The 20,225-nt window shown below is 66.3% G+C and carries 17 protein-coding genes; 10 read left to right on the top strand and 7 right to left on the bottom strand.

The window, feature by feature from the left end; translation table 11 throughout:
* Positions 1-238 precede the first annotated feature (238 nt).
* Positions 239-3,313, top strand: a complete 3,075-nt coding sequence (gene carB, locus IEY33_RS12220; protein WP_188963560.1) for a carbamoyl-phosphate synthase large subunit — start codon at positions 239-241, stop codon at positions 3,311-3,313.
* A gap of 3 nt (positions 3,314-3,316) precedes the next feature.
* Here the strand turns inward: carB and IEY33_RS12215 are convergent, their stop codons facing one another.
* A complete protein-coding gene (locus IEY33_RS12215) occupies positions 3,317-4,501 on the bottom strand; it encodes a phospholipase D-like domain-containing protein (RefSeq protein ID WP_188963559.1) in 1,185 nt (394 codons plus the stop codon).
* An 87-nt stretch (positions 4,502-4,588) separates the two neighbouring features.
* On the opposite strand from IEY33_RS12215, the gene IEY33_RS12210 reads away from it, so the two are divergent.
* Positions 4,589-6,193: an Eco57I restriction-modification methylase domain-containing protein gene (locus IEY33_RS12210; RefSeq protein ID WP_188963558.1), complete on the top strand. Its 1,605-nt coding sequence runs from the start codon at positions 4,589-4,591 to the stop codon at positions 6,191-6,193.
* Positions 6,194-6,413: 220 nt separating this feature from the next.
* The gene (locus IEY33_RS12205) at positions 6,414-6,809 is read left to right on the top strand and encodes an excalibur calcium-binding domain-containing protein (protein ID WP_188963557.1); all 396 of its coding nucleotides are present in this window, start codon (positions 6,414-6,416) and stop codon (positions 6,807-6,809) included.
* A 124-nt stretch (positions 6,810-6,933) separates the two neighbouring features.
* Here IEY33_RS12205 and pgi read toward each other — a convergent pair whose 3' ends face one another.
* A complete protein-coding gene (gene pgi, locus IEY33_RS12200) occupies positions 6,934-8,574 on the bottom strand; it encodes a glucose-6-phosphate isomerase (protein WP_188963556.1) in 1,641 nt (546 codons plus the stop codon).
* A 351-nt stretch (positions 8,575-8,925) separates the two neighbouring features.
* Between pgi and IEY33_RS12195 the strand changes: the two genes are divergently transcribed.
* Both IEY33_RS12195 and IEY33_RS12190 read left to right on the top strand, forming a co-directional pair.
* Positions 8,926-9,942, top strand: coding sequence for an alpha/beta fold hydrolase (locus IEY33_RS12195; RefSeq protein ID WP_229670979.1), 1,017 nt, complete (start codon positions 8,926-8,928; stop codon positions 9,940-9,942).
* Between the two features lie 236 nt (positions 9,943-10,178).
* The gene (locus IEY33_RS12190) at positions 10,179-10,856 is read left to right on the top strand and encodes an SDR family oxidoreductase (protein WP_188963555.1); all 678 of its coding nucleotides are present in this window, start codon (positions 10,179-10,181) and stop codon (positions 10,854-10,856) included.
* Positions 10,857-11,214: 358 nt separating this feature from the next.
* Here the strand turns inward: IEY33_RS12190 and IEY33_RS12185 are convergent, their stop codons facing one another.
* Positions 11,215-12,267 (bottom strand): TolC family protein, encoded by a 1,053-nt coding sequence (locus IEY33_RS12185; RefSeq protein ID WP_188963554.1) that lies wholly within the window; start codon positions 12,265-12,267, stop codon positions 11,215-11,217.
* A gap of 89 nt (positions 12,268-12,356) precedes the next feature.
* Complete coding sequence (locus IEY33_RS12180) at positions 12,357-13,943, bottom strand: TolC family protein (protein WP_188963553.1); 1,587 nt, start codon at positions 13,941-13,943, stop codon at positions 12,357-12,359.
* Between the two features lie 114 nt (positions 13,944-14,057).
* Between IEY33_RS12180 and IEY33_RS12175 the strand changes: the two genes are divergently transcribed.
* Together IEY33_RS12175 and IEY33_RS12170 are read left to right on the top strand one after the other, a co-directional pair.
* Positions 14,058-14,744, top strand: coding sequence for a response regulator transcription factor (locus tag IEY33_RS12175; RefSeq protein WP_188963552.1), 687 nt, complete (start codon positions 14,058-14,060; stop codon positions 14,742-14,744).
* Positions 14,741-16,087: a sensor histidine kinase gene (locus tag IEY33_RS12170; protein ID WP_229670978.1), complete on the top strand. Its 1,347-nt coding sequence runs from the start codon at positions 14,741-14,743 to the stop codon at positions 16,085-16,087. Before IEY33_RS12175 ends, IEY33_RS12170 begins: the two co-directional genes overlap by 4 nt.
* Before the next feature lie 24 nt (positions 16,088-16,111).
* On the opposite strand, the gene IEY33_RS12165 is transcribed toward IEY33_RS12170, so the two are convergent.
* Positions 16,112-16,990, bottom strand: coding sequence for a hypothetical protein (locus IEY33_RS12165; RefSeq protein WP_188963551.1), 879 nt, complete (start codon positions 16,988-16,990; stop codon positions 16,112-16,114).
* A 135-nt stretch (positions 16,991-17,125) separates the two neighbouring features.
* Here IEY33_RS12165 and IEY33_RS12160 point away from each other — a divergent pair, with 135 nt between their 5' ends.
* Together IEY33_RS12160 and IEY33_RS12155 are read left to right on the top strand one after the other, a co-directional pair.
* On the top strand, positions 17,126-17,548 hold the full coding sequence (locus tag IEY33_RS12160) for a methylglyoxal synthase (RefSeq protein WP_188963550.1): 423 nt from the start codon (positions 17,126-17,128) through the stop codon (positions 17,546-17,548).
* A 31-nt stretch (positions 17,549-17,579) separates the two neighbouring features.
* Positions 17,580-18,197: a cyclodeaminase/cyclohydrolase family protein gene (locus IEY33_RS12155; protein ID WP_188963549.1), complete on the top strand. Its 618-nt coding sequence runs from the start codon at positions 17,580-17,582 to the stop codon at positions 18,195-18,197.
* A 102-nt stretch (positions 18,198-18,299) separates the two neighbouring features.
* Here IEY33_RS12155 and IEY33_RS12150 read toward each other — a convergent pair whose 3' ends face one another.
* Positions 18,300-18,506: a hypothetical protein gene (locus tag IEY33_RS12150; protein WP_188963548.1), complete on the bottom strand. Its 207-nt coding sequence runs from the start codon at positions 18,504-18,506 to the stop codon at positions 18,300-18,302.
* Positions 18,507-18,611: 105 nt separating this feature from the next.
* On the opposite strand from IEY33_RS12150, the gene IEY33_RS12145 reads away from it, so the two are divergent.
* Positions 18,612-19,268, top strand: coding sequence for a phosphatase PAP2 family protein (locus IEY33_RS12145; RefSeq protein WP_229670977.1), 657 nt, complete (start codon positions 18,612-18,614; stop codon positions 19,266-19,268).
* A gap of 110 nt (positions 19,269-19,378) precedes the next feature.
* On the opposite strand, the gene IEY33_RS12140 is transcribed toward IEY33_RS12145, so the two are convergent.
* A complete protein-coding gene (locus tag IEY33_RS12140; protein WP_229670976.1) occupies positions 19,379-20,155 on the bottom strand; it encodes a M48 family metallopeptidase in 777 nt (258 codons plus the stop codon).
* Between the last annotated feature and the right edge of the window lie 70 nt (positions 20,156-20,225).

Genomic DNA, 20,225 nt, shown 5'->3' with positions numbered 1-20,225 from the left:
TGAGTTCCGCGAATTCGACGGTACGCCGTCGTCCGGGGCGGCGATCCGGCAGCGGCCGCTCAGGTCCTTCGAGAGGCCGAAGCCGGGGGCCTGCACTTCCCAGACGATGGTGCAGGGTGGGAGCACCTGGAGCGCCAGCAGGCCGCGCTCCGCCAGGACGCCTGCCCCGGCCCGCCTGCATAACCATACAGGCCCCTCACCCCTCCCCTGCCTTTCCGTGCCATACTGACTCTCTGGAATGCCCAAGCGCACTGATCTCCAGACCATCCTGATCCTCGGCAGCGGCCCCATCCAGATTGGGCAGGCGGCCGAGTTCGATTACAGCGGAACACAAGCTCTCAAGGCCCTCAAGGGCGAGGGGTACCGCGTGGTGCTGGTCAACAGCAACCCGGCGACCATCATGACGGACCCCGACCTCGCGGACGCCACGTACCTGGAGCCGCTCACGACGGAATTCGTGGAGCGCGTCATCGCGCTCGAGAAGCCCGACGCGCTCCTCCCGACGCTGGGCGGGCAGACGGCCCTGAACCTCGCGATGGACCTGCACGAGCAGGGCGTGCTGGAGAAGTACGGCGTGGAACTGATCGGCGCGGGCGTCGAAGCCATCAAGAAGGGCGAGGACCGCGAGCTGTTCCAGGCGGCCATGGCGAAGATCGGCGTGGAGACGGCGCGCGGCCGGATGGTGCACAGCATGGATGAGGCCGTGGAGTACCAGAAGGAGATCGGGCTGCCCATCGTGATCCGGCCCAGCTTCACGCTCGGCGGGACGGGCGGCGGCATCGCGCACACGTACGAGGAGTTCCTCGACATCACCGAGGGCGGCCTGCGCGACAGCCCCGTGACCAGCGTGCTGCTGGAGGAAAGCATCCTGGGCTGGAAGGAGTACGAGCTGGAAGTGATGCGTGACACGGCCGACACGGTCATCATCATCACCAGCATCGAGAACTTCGACCCGATGGGCGTGCACACCGGCGACAGCATCACCGTCGCGCCCGCCCAGACGCTCAGCGACGTGGAGTACCAGCGTCTGCGCGACCAGAGCTTAGCCATCATCCGCGAGATCGGCGTGGCGACGGGCGGCAGCAACATCCAGTTCGCGGTCAACCCCGACAACGGGCGCGTCATCGTGATCGAGATGAACCCGCGCGTGAGCCGCTCCAGCGCGCTGGCCAGCAAGGCGACCGGGTTCCCCATCGCGAAGATCGCGGCACTCCTGGCCGTCGGGTACCACCTCGACGAACTGCCGAACGACATCACGCGCGTCACGCCCGCCAGTTTCGAGCCGAGCATCGACTACGTCGTCACCAAGATCCCGCGCTTCGCGTTCGAGAAGTTCCCCGGCACCTCTGACCACCTGGGCACGCAGATGCGCAGCGTGGGCGAGGTGATGGCCGTGGGCCGCACCTTCAAGGAAAGCCTGCAGAAGGCACTGCGCAGCACCGAGAGCGACACGCGCGGCCTGTACGCCCAGATGAGCGTGGACGACCTGCGCGCCCTGCTGTACCCCAACCCGCGCCGCCTGGAGGCACTCATCGAACTGCTGCGGCGCGGCGAGACCAGGGAGCAGCTCTTCGAGGCCACCAGGATCGACCCGTGGTTCCTGGGGCAGCTGCACGAGATCGTCGCGGCCGAAAGCGAGATCCTGGACCTCGGCCCGATCCGCGAGTGGAAGTACGAGTACTGGCGCGAAGTGAAACGCCTTGGCTTCAGCGACGCCCGCATCGGCGAGATCGTCGGCCTGAGCGAACTGGACGTGCGCGCCATCCGCAAGGCCGCCCGCGCCACGCCCGTCTACAAGACCGTGGACACGTGCGCCGCCGAGTTCGAGGCGCACACCCCGTACCACTACAGCACCTACGAGTGGGAAGACGAGGTGACCGCCACCGACAAGCCCAAGGTCGTGATCCTGGGCAGCGGCCCCAACCGCATCGGGCAGGGCGTGGAGTTCGACTACGCCACCGTGCACGCCGTCTGGGCGCTGCAGGACCTCGGGTACGAGACCATCATGGTGAACAGCAACCCCGAGACGGTCAGCACCGACTACGACACCGCCGACCGCCTGTACTTCGAGCCGCTCACCTTCGAGGACGTCATGAACATCGTCGAGCATGAGAAGCCCATCGGCGTGATCGTGCAGCTCGGCGGGCAGACGCCCCTGAAACTGGCCGCGAGGCTGGAAGCGGCAGGCGCGCCCATCATCGGGACGAGCCCGGCCACCATCGACGAGGCCGAGGACCGCGCCAGCTTCAACGCGCTGTGCGAACGCCTCGGCATCCCGCAGCCCCGGGGCCTCGTCGCGCAGAACGCGGGCGAAGCGCAGGAACTGGCCGCCCGCCTCGGCTTCCCGCTCATGGCCCGCCCCAGCTACGTCCTCGGCGGCCGCGCCATGCGCACCGTCCGCAGCGCCGAGGAACTCCAGACGTACCTCGACGAGGTGTACGCCGCCGTCGAAGGGCAACCCAGCATCCTCCTCGACCAGTACCTGGAAGGCGCACTGGAACTCGACGTGGACACGCTCTGCGACGGCCACACCGCCGTCGTCGCGGGCATCATGGAGCACATCGAGGCCGCCGGAGTCCACTCGGGCGACAGCGCCTGCATCATCCCGCCCGTCAGCCTGAGCAGTGAGCTGACCGCCACCATCAAGGCCACCACCGAACGCCTCGCGCTGGAACTCGGCGTGAAGGGCCTGATGAACGTCCAGTGGGCCATCAAGGACGGCACGCCGTACATCCTGGAAGCCAACCCGCGCGCCAGCCGCACCGTGCCCTACGTCAGCAAGGCCGTCGGGCACCCGCTCGCCAAGTACGCCGCCCGCATCGCCGTCGGGCAGACGCTGGAACAGATCGGGTTCACCGAGACGCCCACCCCCGCCATGTACAGCGTCAAGGAAGTGCACCTGCCATTCCTGAAGTTCCGGGGCGTGCTGCCCATCCTGGGGCCGGAGATGAAGAGCACCGGCGAGAGCATGGGCATCGACGCCGACCCCTACCTCGCGTACTACCGCGCTGAACTGGGGGCCAAGAGCAACCTGCCCCTCGAGGGTGTGGCGCTGCTGCTCGGCGAGGGCCTCGACGACGTGGCCGCCGACCTCACCCGCGCCGGACTGACCGTCACCCGCACGCAGGACGGCGACACCCTCCCCGACCTGCTGATCGACGTGACCGGCAGCCAGCTGCTCCGCACGGCGCTGGAACGCGGCGTGCCGATTGTGAGCACCAAGGAAGGGGCCGAGTGGACCGCCAAGGCAATTGCTGCAGCACAGGGTAAAGAGTTGCCAGTCAAGAGCTTGCAGGGTTGGTTAAAACAGTAACAACTAAGGCAATGATATAGGTATTGAAGATGGGGATTTATCAACCCTGATGATATACTCGCCGCTTGCATTCAGTTCAATCGAGACGTATCCACCTTTATAATTTGAAGACGTAAGAATTGGCAACAGTCGCCTCCAATGTAAAACACTTGCAATATTCGCTTGTGAGGCAATACGACTGGTAGAATGCGAGATCTCAATCTGAAATATACCATAGTAAATGCCATCGAAATATACATAAGCGTCCAAACTTGCAATTTCTTTATGGGTCATTACAAGAGATGTTACAGGTGCCGAAGTCCAGACGAGGCTTGAAAAAAATATTCCCCTAAAATACGTTTGGGAAGTAATGTTGTTTTGAGCCTTTGACAGTCTAAGATTACCTGTAGGGTTTGATCCAGGATTCACTTGTTGCGAATCAGTTGTATTCAGTTTTTTCACCCATCTTCTGATCACCGTTGATGGACTCAAAGGCAATGATGGCTTCCCATTGATTGATGGGCGGAGTTTTTTAATTTTCTTAATAGACTTTACTGCCTTACGTACTCTCTGAACAGGAGCTAGTGGCAATATACTGCGTCCAAATACTGATGGCTTCAACCCAGATCTTCCAACACTCACGCCACCTATTGGCGGTCTTTTCTCGGACTTTACTTTATATATCGGATTAGAGTAAATTGCGCTTTTATTGCCATTATCAATTTTGAATAAACAACTAGTATCGGACATAATAGTAGCTATGTAACCATCTATTTCAGAACTCATAAATGCGAAATCTACATCGTGCGCTTCTAATATTACATTAGATTCGTAGTTATAACTAAGTCCGCCGAACGTAAGATTGCTTGAGCCAATCATTATCGACGAAGTATTTGATTCAAACCTGTAAACTTTTGGATGAAATGTCCCACGGGATTTATTGTGATATATATAGCATTCTTCAAAGAGCTGAATAGCCATATCAATTCCCTCAATGGTCGCACCCCCTTCATCGATCCCAAGTATTATCCTACTAGCTATTTTCTTCGTCTTTAGATCTTTTAACTCGCTTTCAATAAGTTTTAAACCACTAGCCTTCGCCCATGCGACGATAAAAGTGAGTGATGTTATATTTGGATCGAGAAGAGCTTTTTTTAAATGATCCAATGCGGTTTGACTGCTTTTGAGTGGCTGACTAATAATTTTCATCTTGCACTCCTTCTAATCTTTTAAACAAAATTATGCAGACTAGGATTCAAGTTGTCAAAAAGCTTCAGTGCAGATATAATCATTTCAGTGAAAACTTCAGATACTCTTACGACAGATAAGCTGCGCGGCGGTTTTTATTCGCCAAGTAAATTAGTCGATCTTGCAATCTCACGTGCTATATCACTGAAATCACACATATCAAATTTAAAAGTACTAGAACCTTCTTGTGGAGACGGTGCTTTCATAACCGGTTTCAGTCGCAGCACCATTTCGAACGAAGTCGATTTTACTGGCATTGAAATATTAAAAGAGGAGGCACTAAAATCGAGTGCTAAATTGATACGTTTCCAAATTCAGGGCAATATTATTAACAAGTCATACTTTGATGCCCATACCGATATCGGAGGATATGATATCGTAGTAGGTAATCCACCTTATGTCAGATATCAATTTACATCAGAAGCAGACAAGAAGAGTATTGACAAAATATCGCTTGAAAACAATATTGATATAAAGAGAGTGGCTAATATTTGGGTGCCAATTGTTATTTCATCGATATCTAAATTAAAGAACGGTGGTACTTTTGCCTTTATCATTCCTGACGAATCTTTAGCTGGGGTGGCCGCAAAACAATTTAGAAAATGGCTTTTAAGTAATTGCTCTGAACTTACAATCGACGTGTTTCCACCAAAAATATTTGAAGGTGTTTTACAAGAAACGCTCATAATAAGCGGCAGGAGGGCTAGCGGGAATAATGTTGTCCGTTTTATACAGCATTATCCAGATCGTAATCAAGAAGAATGGTTACACACAATAGTCAATAACGACACATGGTATAGATATCTTTTAAATTCTAAACAACTTTCGGTTTATGAGGATATTCAGAGCAGGACTGACTTGGTCAATAAATTTGTAAAGTTTGATGTCTCGATTGTGACGGGAGCGAACGATTACTTTTGTATAGATCATTCAACAATGCAAGCTTTCGAACTAGAACCATGGGCAGAGCCTTTATTAGCAAGGTCGAGGCAATCTAGAGGCGCAGTCTACACACGTCTTGATCATAGAAAGTCTATATCAATGGATGAAAAATCTTATATACTCAATTTTTCACCGGAAAAACCTGACCCTTTAGATTATGAAAAGCCGTCTGAATATATTAAAATTGGGGAAGAAGTAAACCTTGACAAAAGATACAAATGCACAGTGAGAAAGCCTTGGTATCGGATACCAAATATGGTTGGCGGCAAGATTCTTCTTTCCAAGCGTTCTCATTACTCCCCGAGGGTAATATATAACCAACATGATGCGTTAACAACTGACACTATATATAGAGGAAGGCTTATCAAAAATCCTTCCATAAACGAAACAGACTTCATTTGTGCCTTTCATAACTCTTTAACGTTGCTATCCGCAGAAATTGAAGGGCGCAGTTTTGGCGGCGGGGTCCTTGAGATGGTGCCATCAGAGGTATCGCGCATGCGCATCATTATTCCAACCGGCATAGGAAGCAATATAGATACATTAGATGATATATTCCGGGAAGGAAAAGATGATACAAGTTTTGGCGAGGCGGTCGAATTCACAAACAAAATTTTATTAAAAGGGAGCCAAATCATACCGCAAAGAGACATGGATGTTCTGAATGACTCGCTAAACAAAATGCGTGATCGTAGATTATCCAGGAATTAGCATCCTATTTTTAAGCCTTTGCGTTTAATCACGATACTTCTTCTTTTGGCTTTCGCCCTCAAAACGTACAGAAGGGGTGTTACTATCTGAATTTTCACCTGAGCTTCTGCTTGGGCGGGTCGGGGTGGCGGTGACGGTCGTCCCCCCTGGCGTGTGCGTGTGCTGCGTCTCCCCTGCTGGCAGTCAGGTGCGGGTCAGGCACGGCGTGTCTGCTGAACGCATGAAGAACATGATGCGAATCCTGGCCCTGAGTGTGGCGTGCCTGACCACGGCGCAGGCGGCGACGGCCGTCACGACGGGCAGCGTGAACCTGCGCCGTTCGCCGGGCGTGTCGGGCCGCGTGCTGAGCGTCGTGCCGAAGGGCACGCTGCTGATCGTGGCGTGCCGGGGGCAGTGGTGCCGGACGACGGTGGGCGGGCGGGGCGGGTACGTGTCGCGTGCCCTGACGCGGCCCGTGAGTGCCAGTGCGCCGCTGGCGGGCCGGGGCGTGGTGTACTTCCGGTCGTGCGCGGCGGTGCGGGCGGCGGGGCGTGCGCCGCTGCGTCTGGGCGTGCTGGGGTACCGGACGACGCTGGACCGGAACCACAACGGGCTGGCGTGCGAGCGCGGCGAGTGAACGAAGGAACGTGAAGCGGGCCGCCCCTGGTGTGGGCGGCCCGCTCTCGGTTCAGGTGGTCGGCGTCAGGTCATGCCGGTTTGCTCCGCTCGCCAGGACGCCTTGAGTTCTGTGCGGTATCAGTTCAGTTGCGGCCCCGGCCTGCGCGGTAGCGGCGGATGAGGGCGTTGGTGCTGCTGTCGTGCGTCAGGTCCGGCGCGGCGTCCGCCTGCAGTTCCGGCACGATGCGGCTCGCCAGGACCTTGCCCAGCTCCACGCCCCACTGGTCGAAGCTGTTGATGTTCCACACGGCGCCCTGCACGAAGACCTTGTGCTCGTACAGGGCGATCATGGCGCCCAGCACGCGCGGCGTGAGCGTGTCCGCGAGGAGCGTGTTGGTGGGGCGGTTCCCGTCGAACACGCGGTGCGGGGCGAGGTCGGCGGGCACGCCCTCGGCGAGCACCTGGTCGAGCGTCTTGCCGAACGCGAGCGCTTCGGTCTGCGCGAACACGTTCGCCATCAGCAGGTCGTGGTGCTCGCCGAGCAGGTTGAGGGTGTTCACGAAGCCGATGAAGTCGCACGGGATGAGTTTCGTGCCCTGGTGGATCAGCTGGTAGAAGGCGTGCTGGCCGTTCGTGCCCGGCTGGCCCCAGATGACGGGTCCCGTCTGGTACGTGACGGTGTGGCCGTCCAGCGTGACGTGCTTGCCGTTGCTTTCCATGTCGAGCTGCTGCAGGTACGCGCTGAACTGCGAGAGGTAATGGTCGTACGGGAGGACGGCGAGCGTCTGCGCGTCGTAGAAGTCGTCGTACCACAGTCCGATCAGGGCGAGCAGGGCGGGCATGTTGGCGTGCAGGGGCGCGGTGCGGAAGTGCTCGTCCATGTCGTGGAAGCCCGCGAGGAGTTCCTCGTACTGACCCGGCCCGATGGCGAGCATGAGGCTCAGGCCGATGGCGCTGTCCATGCTGTACCGTCCGCCGACCCAGTCCCAGAAGCCGAACATGTTGCGGGTGTCGATCCCGAACTTCTGGACGGCGGTGGCGTTGGTGGACACGGCCACGAAGTGCCGGGCGATGGCGACGTCGTCGTGCAGCGCAGCGAGCGTCCATGCGCGGGCGCTCCCGGCGTTCGCCATGGTTTCCTGCGTGGTGAAGGTCTTGGAACTCACGATGAACAGCGTCTCTTCGGGGTTCAGGTCGCGGACGGCTTCCACGAATTCCGTCCCGTCGACGTTCGACACGAAGCGCAGCGTGAGGCCGCGGTCCGCGTAGAATTCCAGCGCGCGGTACGCCATGACGGGCCCCAGGTCGGAGCCGCCGATGCCGATGTTGACGATGTTCGTGATGGGTTTGCCGGTGTGGCCGAGCCACGTGCGGTCCCGCACCTGCCGCGCGAAGTCCGCCATGCGGTCCAGCACCTCGTGCACGTCCGGGACGACGTTGCGGCCGTCCACCATGACGGTCGCGCTGCGCGGAGCGCGCAGGGCGGTGTGCAGCACGGCGCGGTCCTCGGTGACGTTGATCTTCTCGCCCGCGAACATCGCGTCGCGCTTCTGTTCGACGCCCGCCTCCTGCGCGAGCTGCACGAGGAGCTTCAGGGTGTCGTCCGTGACGCGGTTCTTGGAGTAGTCGAGGTACAGGCCCGCGGCTTCGAGCGTGAGGCGCTCGCCGCGCGTGGCGTCCTGCGCGAACAGCTCACCGAGGGTGGTGTCGTGCGTCTGCTGGTGGTGCGCCTGGAGGGCCTTCCAGGCGGGGAGGTCGGTGAGGCTGGGTCGCTGCTCGGTCATGGGTCACGTCCTTGCGGGTGAGGGGGCGGGTGGGCCGCCCGGTCGAGGTGCGGGTGTGGCGGGCCGTCGTTCGCCGCCCAGTGTACCGCCGCGTTCCGCGCTGAGCGGGAGTCGCGCCGCGTTTCGGGCGGGTGTGCGGGCGGGGCGGCCTTGAGCGGACCGTCATGGTTCCTTCGGGCGGCATGGGGCAACCCTTGAGGAGACGCACAGGGGCCGCTGAACCTTCCTTGAAGCTCCGCAGCGGGCGCGCCGGGGGCGGGTACAGTGCCCCTTGCATACCCAGCGCCCCTGCGAACAGCACCTCACGGGCCGCTCTCATCCCCCCTTTCCTTTCTGCCCAGGAGGCACAGCATGCGTCACTTCAACCGTTCGCTCCTCACGTTCGCCCTCACCGTCCTGCCCGTCAGCGCGGCGTCCGCTCAGAACGCCATTCCCGCCCAGCCCGTCCAGGGTCAGACCATGCAGGGCCAGCAGATGCCGGGCCAGGCCATGCAGACGCAGGCGATGCCCGGCATGCCCATGACGCCCGTCCGGATGGGCAGCGCCCTCATGAACGGCAGGATCCCCGCGAGCGGCATGGTGGACGTGACGGGCGCCCGGGTGTTCTTCAAGGCCGAAGGCAGGGGCCGACCCATGCTGCTCATTCACGGCTACCCGCTGTCCGGCGAGCTGTTCAAGAACAACCGTGCGGCCCTCGTCGCCGCCGGGTACCAGGTCATCACGGTGGACCTGCCCGGCTTCGGCAGGAGCACCCTGCAGGGCAACGAGGCCAGCATCGAGTTCTATGCGCGCAGCATCCTGGGCACCATGGACGCCCTCGGCCTGAAGAGCGCCGTGGTGGGCGGCATGAGCATGGGCGGCATGACGCTCCTGCAGATGTACCGCATGAGCCCCGAGCGCTTCACGGGCCTCGTGTTCATCGACACGACCGCCGACCCGGCCGGGACTGCCGAGGCCGCCAGCTGGCGCGGCAACGCCCAGCAGGCGCAGCAGATGGGCGTCGCGAGCCTCGTGCCCGGCATCCTGCCCCGCATGCTGACCGGCGAGAGCCGCATGAAGATGCCGAACCAGGTGCAGTTCCTGAGCGGCCTCGTGAAGCAGGCCAGCCTGAACGGCACGGTCGCGGGCGGCAACGCGCTCGCCACACGCCCCGACGCGAACCCCGTCCTGGCGACCATCAAGGTCCCGACCCTGCTGGTGTTCGGCCTGGAGGACAACCTCACGCCCACCGAGCTCGCCATGAAGATGCACAACGGCATCGCGGGCAGCAAGCTGGTCCTCATTCCGGGCGCCGGGCACGCCGCGACCTTCGAGAAGGCGAACGCCACGAACGCCGCCATCCTCAGCTGGGCGAAAACCCTGAAGTGACGCGAAGGCCGGTCAGGTCGATGTCCTGACCGGCGGGAGCCGGAGCGGACGGGTGACGCGCGGCTCGTCACCCCGGGCAGAAACGAGCAGGCGAGGGGCGGCCCCGGCGCTGGACGGGCCGCCCCTCGCCCGTTGTTCCTGCACTCCCTCCGCCCGTGCAGGCTGGGGGCGGCGCACCAACGCTCCCTGAACTTTTCCATCACGCCGCCCTGCCGCATTCCGGGTACGCTGAACGCATGGCGAACTTGAGCGGAACCACCATCATGCTGACCGGAGCGGGCGGGGCGCTGGCCACCGCCGTCGCGCAGGAACTCGTGGACGCAGGCGCGGAACTCATTCTGGTCGGGCGCGGCGAGAGCCTCAAACGTGCCGAGGACCGCGTCCCGGCCACCGAGGTGCTGGACCTCGACCTGTCCGACCCCGCCAGCATCGAGGAGCTGCGCAGGCACAAGGTGGACGCGCTGGTGCACACGGTCGGCGCGTACGGCATGCAGGACGCCCATAAGGCCACGCCCGACGACCTGAACGGCATGATGACCGCCAACATGACGACCCTCTTCCACGCGGTGCAGGGCGTGCTGCCGCACATGCTCAAGCAGAAGGAAGGCATGATCGTGGGCGTCAGTGCCGCGCAGGCGGCCCGCATGAGCGGCAAGGGCGCCGCGCTGTACACGGCCAGCAAGGCGGCCGTCGCGGCATACGTGCTGAGCCTGCACGACGAACTGAAAGGCAAGGGCGTCCGGGGGTGCGTGGTGTACCCGATGGGCGCCATCGACACGCCCACCAACCGGGAGGCGGGCATGACGTGGGAGGCGACCATCGACCCGCGCGGCATGGCGCAGAGCATCGCGCACGCCCTGACGCGCCCCCCACGCGCGCACCTCACGGAACTGAAGATCTACCCGGACGTGTGATACGGTTTTGAGCTGAACTTGTAGAGTTCAGCCGAGCGGAACGCGAAGCCGCCGCCCGACCGCGAGCACCAACAAGTCCGGTGTTGAGGAGGTGGAAGCGGGCAAGCGTCCTGCAGGGCGCTGTTTTGCCCAAGAAGCGGGCAGGCGTCCTGTAGAGCGTCCGTTCTGCCCAAGAAGGGATGTCGGTGCTGTTCCCGGCATCCCTGGAATCGGATCAACACCGTATGATCTCCGGTCCGTCGGGCCTGAACCACCTGCCGGGCTGACCGGACGGAACCCGTGTGACGCCCCCCGGGCGCAGCAGGACAGGAGGCGCCCCCGGAAGTCACGCTCCGGGGGCGCCTCCTCTGTTCGGGCGTTACCTGGCGAGGCCGGTGGCGTCCTGGCCGCTGGCGGTGCTGAGCGCTGCGAGCGACTGCCAGAGCGCCACGAGCGCCTGCGCGCGGGCGTACTGCGCTTTCTTGAGGGTCAGCTGGCTCTGCAGCAGCGCGACGGCGCTGATCGTGCCGCTCTGGAGGCGCACGGCGTCCTGCTTGTAGCTGGTCTGGGCGTTCGCTTCGGCCTGCAGGGCCGTCTGGTAGCTGGCCTGCGCGGCCTCGGCGCTGCTCTGCGCGGTGGCGAGCGTCGTCAGGTACGTCTTCTGGTCGGTGGCGAGGGTGCTCTGCGCGCTCGCGAGGGTGGTGCGCGCCTGGTCGAGCGTGACGCGGGCCGTGAATTCGTTGTCGGCGAGTTTGACGTTCAGGGTGGCCGTCTCGACCGCCTGTCGGTCCTTCAGCAGGGCGGCGTACGTGCTGCTGAGGGTGGTGTTGGCGCGCACGGCGGGCGGCGTGGCGGGCGCGGCGGCCGTGTACGTGCCGGGCCTGCCGATCACGTTCGCGAGCTTCTGGCTGTTCACGAGGAGTTGCGCCTGGGCGTCCTGCAGGGCCTGGCGGCTGCTGTTCAGGGTGTTCTGGGCGTTCTGCACGTCGAGGGCGGTGCCGTTTCTGGTGCTGAGTTTCACCTGAGCGACCTGCAGGTTCTTGGTGTCCACCTGAATCTGGAGCTGCTGGAGGGTGATCTGTTCCTGCGTCTGGTAGAGGGCGGTGTAGGCGGTGACGGCGTTCTGGGTGGCGGTCAGGCGGGCCTGCGTGAGCTGCGCCTGCGCGAGGGTGCTGTCCTGCTGCGCGGAGAGCAGCGCGCCCGCGAGGGTGGAGGGGTCGGCCTGCACGGCCCTGAGGGTGCTGGCGGCGGACGTGACGCCCGCCTGCGCGTCACGGACGGTGGACCCGGCGGTCAGGGCGGAGGCGACGGCGGCGGGCAGCGTGATGCTGGTGGCGGCCTGGGCGTGCGCGGTCGTCACGGCGAGAAAGGCGGTCAGAAGGACGGTGGGGGCGGTCAGGTGCGGGCGGGTGTGGGCGGGTCGCGGGTTCATGGGGCCTCCGGGGCGGGCGCGGCGGTGCTGGGCGGGTCAGCGTGCCGGGTGGTCGGGGTGGGGTGGTCGGGCGGTGGCGGGCGTGTGGGTCAGGGCGCTCCCGTCAGGCCGGTCAGGGCGGCGAGCTGCGCGGCGCTCGTCAGGGCCGTGATCTGCGCGGTGTTCAGGTCGCGTTTCGCCTGCGCGAGCGCGATCCGGGCGTTCAGGAGGTCCGTCTCGGTGGAGAGGCCCACCGCGAGGCGCGCCTGCACGGTGTCCAGGGCGGTGGTGTACGCCGTGACGCTCGTCTGCCGGGCAGAGATCGCCTGCGCGGCGACCTGCGCGGCGTCGTACGCGTCCTGCACGTTCTGGCTGACGGTGGCCGTCTGCACCTGCACGGCCGCCTGCGCCTGCTGCAGCTGCAGCTGCGCGACCTTCAGGGTGCCGTCGGCAGCCGGGTCGAGCACGTTGAAGTTCGCGCTCAGGCCCAGCGCCAGGGACGACGCCGCGCCGCTGCTCCCGAAGCCCTGCGTGTAGCTGGCGCTGGCGACGCCCGACTGCAGGTTCAGGCTGCCGCTCAGGCCGGTGCGGGCGCTGCTGGTGCCGGGGCCGTACTGGGCGCTGAGCGTCGCGTCCGGCAGGCGGCGGGCACGCTGGGCGGTCGTGACGCTCGCCTGCGCGTCCGTGACGGCCTTCTGCGCGCTGGCGAGCGCGGGACTGAAAGCCTGCGCGGCCACCTGCGCGGCCTGCACGGTCGGGAGGGCCGTCAGGGCGAGCATGCCGCCCAGGTCGGTGCTGAAGGTGGCCGCGCTCAGGTCGCGGCCCGTCAGGGTACCGAGCGCCTGCCGGGCGGACCCCAGTTCGTTCCGGGCGCTCTGCAGGGCCGTCTGCGCGGTCTGCACGGCGGCCTGCGCGGTCTGGACGCTCTGCACGGTGGCGTTGTTGTTCGCCTGGAAGGCCGTCACCTGCGCGAGTTGCCGCTCGGTGAGCGTGAGGTTCGCGCCCGCGATCTCCAGGTTCAGCTGCGCGGTCACAGCCCGCCCGTACGCCTGCTCGGCGCTGCTCCTGAGGGCGGCGGTGGCCTGCGCGAACGTGACCTGCGCGACGCTGTACGCGCGGGCGGCCGTCTGGGCGTTCAGGTTCGCGGTCGCCCACGGCAGGACGGGCAGACTGGCGGTCGCGGTGACGCTGGCGGACGTGGAGGTGCTGGCGCCGGCGGTGTCGGTGCTGCCGGTCGCGGTGGTGTTCAGGCTGCCGCTCACGCCGGCCGTGAAGCCGGTGCTGGCCTGCGCGGCCTGCGCCTGGGCCTGCGCGGCCGCGAGCGTCAGCTGCAGTTGCCGGTAGCTGGCACTGGCCGTCACGCCGTTCAGGGCGTCCTGCAGGGTGAAGGGAGCGGGGGTGGTGTCGGTGGACGCGGGGACAGGTGTGGCTGGGGTGGGCGGGGCCGCCGGGGTGGCAGGCGTGGCGGGGGCCGCCTCTGCCGGAGTGGGGGTGGTGGGCGCGGGAGTGGCCGGAGGGGTCGTGGCCGGGGTCGCCGGGGCCGGGGCGGTTGTGGCGGGGGACGGAGCGGCAGGGGTCGGAGCGGTGGCCGGGCTGGTGGGCGCGGCCGTCTGCGCCAGGGCCGGACTCAGCCCCGCCCCGAACAGCAGGGCAGGCAGCAGGGCCAGCAGCGGAAGTCGGGGCGGCAGGCGGGTCATACCTGGCATCCTCCCAGCAGGGCACGAAGGCTTGGTGGAGTCCGTGTGAAGATTCAGCGAAGAGACGCGCGGAATCTGAGACAAACCTTCTCCGATCCGGCCTACCATACCCTCATGAGCGCACTCGTCCTGGTCGTCGAAGATGAACCGCAGATCGCGGCGGTGCTGGAAGCCTACCTCAAGCAGGAAGGACACCGCGTCGAGAAGGCCGCCGACGGCAAGGCCGCCCTCAGCCTGTACCGCGCCGCCCGGCCCGACCTGCTGCTGCTGGACCTGATGCTCCCCGGCCTGAGCGGCATGGACGTCCTGAAGGCCGTGCGGGCCGACGGTCAGACGCCCGTGATCCTCGTCACGGCCCGCGCCGAGGAGACGGACCAGGTGCTCGGCCTGGAGTTCGGCGCGGACGACTACGTCGTGAAGCCCTTCCGGCCGCGCGAGGTGATGGCGCGCGTCAAGGCCGTGCTGCGCCGCACGTCCGCCCGCACGGACGGAGGCGCGCCGCAGGTGTACCGCATCGCGGACCTGGAGATCGACACGGGCGCGGTCCTCGCGCGCCTGGACGGTCACGTGCTGTCCCTGACGCCCGCCGAGTTCCGGCTGCTGGCGTGCATGGCGGCCACGCCGGGCCGCGCCTTCACGCGCGCCGAACTGCTCGCCGCCGCCCTCCCGGAATCCGAGGCGCTGGAACGCGTGGTGGACGCACACCTCGCCAGCGCCCGCCGCAAGCTGGAGGCGGCCGGAGGCACGGGCCTGCTGCAGACGGTGCGCGGCGTCGGGTACCGCCTGTCGGAGAGCGGTTGAGCCTCCCGCCACGCGTCCGGCCGCCGGAAGCGCCCCCCGGGACGGGCCGCTTCCAGCTGCTCGCACGCCTGCAGTCCGCGTCGTGGAGCGTGCTCGGCACGCTGCTGGTCGGCATGCTGCTGGCGGTCGCGGTCACGGGCGTCAGCATGCTGTTCTTCTCGAACCTCGTGGTGCAGCGCCAGATCAACCGCCTGCCGCCCGAACTGCGCGAACAGTTCCGTGACCGGAGCAGCGCCCCGCCCGTACCCGCCCCGGCAGGCACGGCGGCCACACCGTGCTTCGCGCCGTGCACGCCCCTCCTGCCGCTCGGGCCGCTCACCACCTCGACCTTCACGCACCCCACCCTGATCGGGCCGGTCCTGACCGTGGACCAGATCCGCCGCATGAAGTTCTCTCCCGCCAGCCGCGCCCGCAACTTCCTGCGCGACGTGGGCGAGAGCCTGCGCGGCGCGAGCCTCGTGTCGGCCCTGTTCGGCATGCTGCTCGCCGCGCTCCTCGCGCGCCGCATCGCGCGGCCCATCAGCGCCGTGTCGGAGGCGGCCATGCACGTCGCGGCGGGTGACCTGAGCGCCCGCGCGCGCCTGCTGCCCGGCGACCGCGAGACGACCGAACTCGCCCGGAACTTCAACGTGATGGCGCAGGGCCTGGAGGTGCTCGAACAGGAGCGGCGCGACACGGTCGCGTCCATCGCGCACGAGCTCCGCACGCCGCTCACCGTGATGCAGGCCCGGCTGGACGCCATCGAGGACGGCATCTACCCGCTCGATCAGGAGCAGGTGCTGCAGCTGTCCGCACAGACGCAGCTGCTCACGCGCCTCGTGGCGGACCTGCGGACCCTGTCGCTCGCGGACGCGGGCCGCCTGACCGTGCAGCCCCGGCAGGTGCAGACGCTCTCCATGCTGCGCGCCGTCGCGGACGACATCCAGGCGGCCCGCGCCGACCGCGCCATCCACGTGGAGGTGCTGGGCGAGGAGACGCCCCTGCGGGCCGACCCGGACCGGCTGCGGCAGGTGTTCGTGAACCTCACCGAGAACGCCTTCAAGCACGCGCGCAGCCGCGTGCACCTCACGGTGCAGGCCCCGCACGCCAGCCGTGGCCTGTGCGTGCACGTGGACGACGACGGTCCCGGCATTCCCGAGGTGGAACGCGAACGCGTCTTCGAGAACTTCGTGCGGCTCGAAACGTCCCGCTCGCGCGACAGTGGCGGCACCGGTCTGGGCCTCGCGGTGGTGCGCGCCCTGATGCTCGCGCATGGCGGCGAGGTGGCGCTGGAAGCGTCCCCGCTGGGCGGCACGCGCGCCACGCTGCGCTTCCCTCTCGCGACCGGCGTCGCCAACGACTGATCCCGGTCCGGGCGTTTCCTCAGGTCAGCGGCGCGTGGCGTACGTGTAGCCGGTCAGCGTCTCCTGCTGCACGGTCTTCCCCGCCCAGCTGACGGTGACGCTCGCCCCGGCGGGCTGGCCCTCGCGGGCGACGCGCACCGTGTACGTGTACCCGTTGTTCCGGAACACGAACGCCTCCTGCGTCTGCGTCAGGAGGCGCGTGCCGCCCGTCACGGTCAGGCTGGGCGTGCTGCTGCGCTGCGCGCCGTCCGGGTGGGTGGGCGTGCCGGGCGCGGCGAAGTCGAAGGTCTGGTACGTGAGCGTCCCGCCGGGCGCCTGCGTGATCAGGACGCTGCGCCGCGCGTCGAAGCCGAGCAGGCGCGTGTTCAGGGTCCAGCGGCACTCGCCGCTCCCCTCGCTGCTGGTGACGCCGGTGATGGCGGGGGTGAGCGCCTGCTCCGGGCGGTCCAGCATGCCGGTGTTGAAGCTGTGGACGTTGTTCGGTGCGGAGCCGGTCCCGGCGGGCGTGAGCGGGTAGTAGATCTGGCCCGCGCCGGGGTCGGCCGCACCGACGCGGTACGACTTCCAGACGTACTCGCCGGGTCTGGTCTTGCTGTACGTGGTGAGGCGACTCAGGCCGCGCGCGTCCGGCCAGCCGAGGACGGCGACGCTGCGCGCGTCGGTACGGTCGCACACGAACCACGCGGGCGTGCCGTTCAGGACCGTGACGACGCGGCTGTGCGGCAGCACCTGCACCGCGCGGCCACCAGACACCGCAGGGGCGGCGGACGACGCGGTCATGGTCTGCGCGGTCATGCCCTGGGCGCCCGCCAGGGGACCGGTCAGCAGGGCGATCAGTGCCCAGGAGAGACGCGGACGGCGCGCGCCCCGTTCGGCACGCACGGCAGGTCGGGTGAAGTTCATGCCCTCAGGATTCCCGCACGGCGTGACAGGCGGCTGAACGGCTCCCGACAATTCCTTGGGACTTCACGGCGCGCACACCGGCGGCTGTCTGACGCGCCTTCCGACCGTGCGGGGCACGTGTGCCACAATCGGCGCATGACCGACGCCCATCCGTCCACGCGCACCCGGCAGGTGGCGCTCATCGCGCACGACAAGAAGAAGCTCGAACTGGCGCTGTTCGCCCTGTCGCACCGGGACGTGCTGCGGCAGTTTCATCTGGTCGCGACGGGCACGACGGGCGGCATCCTGCAGAAGCAGACGGGGCTGAACGTGGAGCGCGTCCTGAGCGGCCCGATGGGCGGCGACCAGCAGATCGGGGCGAGGATCGCGACCGAGCAGGTGCTGGCCGTGTTCTTCTTCCGCGACCCGCTCACCGCGCAGCCGCACGAGCCGGACGTGAGCGCCCTCGTGCGCCTGTGCGACGTGCACGACATCGCGCTCGCCACCAACCCCGCGAGCGCCGAGGCGCTGATGCTGTGGCTGCGCGAGCAGGTGCAGCAGGAGGAACGCCAGGAATGACCACCTGCCGTGAACTTCGGAGGGCGGCCCGGTGAGCCTGTGGGACCTGACGGCCGCCGACCTGCTCGACCGGACGGCGTCGGGCGACCCCACGCCGGGCGGCGGGTCGGTCGCGGCCGTGACGGGCGCGCTGGGGCTGGGGCTGGTGTGCATGGCGCTGGAGGTCACGGCGCGCCGCCGCACCGCCACGCCGGACGTGCACGCCCTGCTGGCGCGGGCGCGCGCGCAGCTGGACGCGCTGCGCGGGCATCCGGACGCGGACGTGACGGCCTTCGGGGGCTTCATGGCGGCCCTCGCCCTCCCCAGAGGCACGGACGCCGAGCAGGCCGCGCGGCAGGCGGCACTGGCGCAGGCCGCGCAGGCCGCCACGCGCGCCCCCCTGCACGCCGCCCGTGACCTGCTGGCCGCCCTGCAGCTCGCGCAGGAGGCGGCGGTGGCCGCGCACCGCGGCATCGTGTCGGACGTGGGGGCGGGCGCGGCCCTGCTCGGCGCGGCCCTGCAGGCGACGCTGCTGAACGTGGACATCAACCTCGGCAGCCTCCCGGACGACCTGCGGGACGCGGCGCGGCACGAACGCGAAACGCTGGCCCGGGCGGGCGACGAGACGGCGCGGCAGGTGGCGCGCATGGTGCAGGACCGCCTCGCCTGAATAAGGGAAGGGCGCGCCGTGGAATGATTCCATGGCGCGCCCCCTCTGCTGCCTGCGGCCCGGTGCGTGCCGTTCAGTGAACGGCAACCACTGGAAGCCCTATTACTCCTGTTCGGGGTGCGGGCGTTCCTCGCCGGTGAGGTTGCCGTTGCCGCCCGCGTCGTCGGCGGTGCCGTAGTCGGGGTTGCCGGGCGAGTCCTGCACCACGCCACGGTCTTGGTTGGGGGTCTTGGTGGCGCTGTCGGCGTCGGTGCCGCGGGCGTGCCCGCTGCCGTCGCCGATCACTTCGTCTGAGGTGTGTCCGGTCATGCGAGCAGTCCATCACGGGGGAGGGTGGGGGTGTTGAGGGCAACCTAAAGAACCCTTGCGCTGCTGTCATCTGGCCGCTCCCCCCGGCCCCCTACACTGGTTCTCATGATCTCCTGGATTCGTCTGCACTGGCGCCCACTGCTGGCCCTGGCCCTGCTGATCGTGCTGCCGCTCGCGCTGCTCGGCAAGATCGCGGACGACATCCATGAGAAGCAGCCGTTCGCGTGGGAGTCGCCCCTCATGGTGGGGCTGCGCGCGCACGCGCCCGCGTGGTTCGCGGGGCTGGCGAAGGCGTTCAGCACCATCGGGAGTGCACGTGTGATGCTGCCCTTCTGCGCGGTGCTGACAGTGTGGCTGTGGACGCGGGCGCACAGCGTCGCGCGGTACTTCCTGCTGTCGGTGGGCGGCGCGGTGCTGCTGAACGTGGTGCTGAAACTCGCGTTCGGGCGGGCGCGGCCGCAGGTGATCCCGTGGCTGTGGCAGGAGGGCGACACGTCCTTCCCGAGCGGGCACAGCAGCATGGCGGCGGCCCTGGCGGTCACGGTCACGGCGCTCGTGTGGCGCACCCCGTACCGCTGGCCGGTCGCGGTGTTCGGGGTGCTGTACACGGTGATCATGGGCGTGTCGCGCGTGTACCTGGGCGTGCACTACCCGACGGACGTGCTGGGCGGGTGGGCGCTCGGCGTGGCGTGGTCGGGCGGCGTGGCGATGCTGCTGTGGCGTCGCCTGCGGGAGGCCCAGACGGCCCGCACCGCGTCCTGAACGCCCAGACCTGAACGCCCAGACCTGAACGTTCGGGCCTGAACGTGCAGGACGACCACCGCAGGAAAACGCGAGCGGCCCGCACCTATACGGTGTGGGCCGCTGCCCGGTCAGGCGGTGTGGGGGTCGGCGGTGGGGGCGGGGTCGTCGGGGGCGGGGTCGTCCCAGAGCGTGAGGGTCTCGCCGTGTTCGCGCAGCCAGCGTTTCGGTTCGGCATAGTCCGGCATCAGGCGCGCGAGGGTCGCCCAGTAACGCGGCGAATGGTCCATCTGCGCGAGGTGCGCGACCTCGTGCGCGGCGACGTAGTGCGCGACGCGGGACGGCGCGAACATCAGGCGCCAGTGCAGGCGGATGTCGCCGCGCGAGGTGCAGCTGCCCCAGCGGCTCCCGGCCCGCGTGAGCCGGACCGCGCCGAGCGGCGTGACGCGGCGCTGCGGCGCGACGTCACGCAGGTGCCGGTCGAGGGTGTGGACGAGCGGCGTGAAGTGCGCGAGGGCCGCCTGCCGGTACCACGCCTCGATCTGCGCGGTGAGGTGCTGCGGGTGGACGTGCAGGTCCGTGCCTTCGCGGCGGGCGGCGCGCGTGCCGGGCGTGAGGCGCAGCGTGAGGGTGCCGTCCAGCAGCGGGAGGGACTGGCCGTCCGTGAGGGGCGTGCGGACGCGCTGGCGGGCGAACGTGGCGAGGTGGCCGAGCAGCCAGTCCTGCCGCTGCGTCAGGAAGGCCGTCAGGCGGGCGGCGCTCACGCCGGTCGGGGCGTACAGGACGGCGCCGCCCGGCCCGACCTTCAGGGCGACGGTGCGGCGGCGCGGGCTGCGGCGCACCTCGACGACCGCGTCCCCGACCTTCAGGTGGGCCGGGGACGCGGGGGTGGTGAGGCGGCGGGTCACGTTCCGATCATGGCAGTGGCGCGGCGCGGCAACTGTGGCGGGGTGGGCTGGACAGGGGGCGGCAGGCGGG

This window comes from Deinococcus aquiradiocola, assembly GCF_014646915.1.
In the GTDB taxonomy this organism is placed as follows: Bacteria; Deinococcota; Deinococci; order Deinococcales; family Deinococcaceae; genus Deinococcus; species Deinococcus aquiradiocola.
The sequence above is the reverse complement of the archived record's forward strand: the minus strand, read 5'-3'. Positions and strand labels throughout refer to the sequence as shown.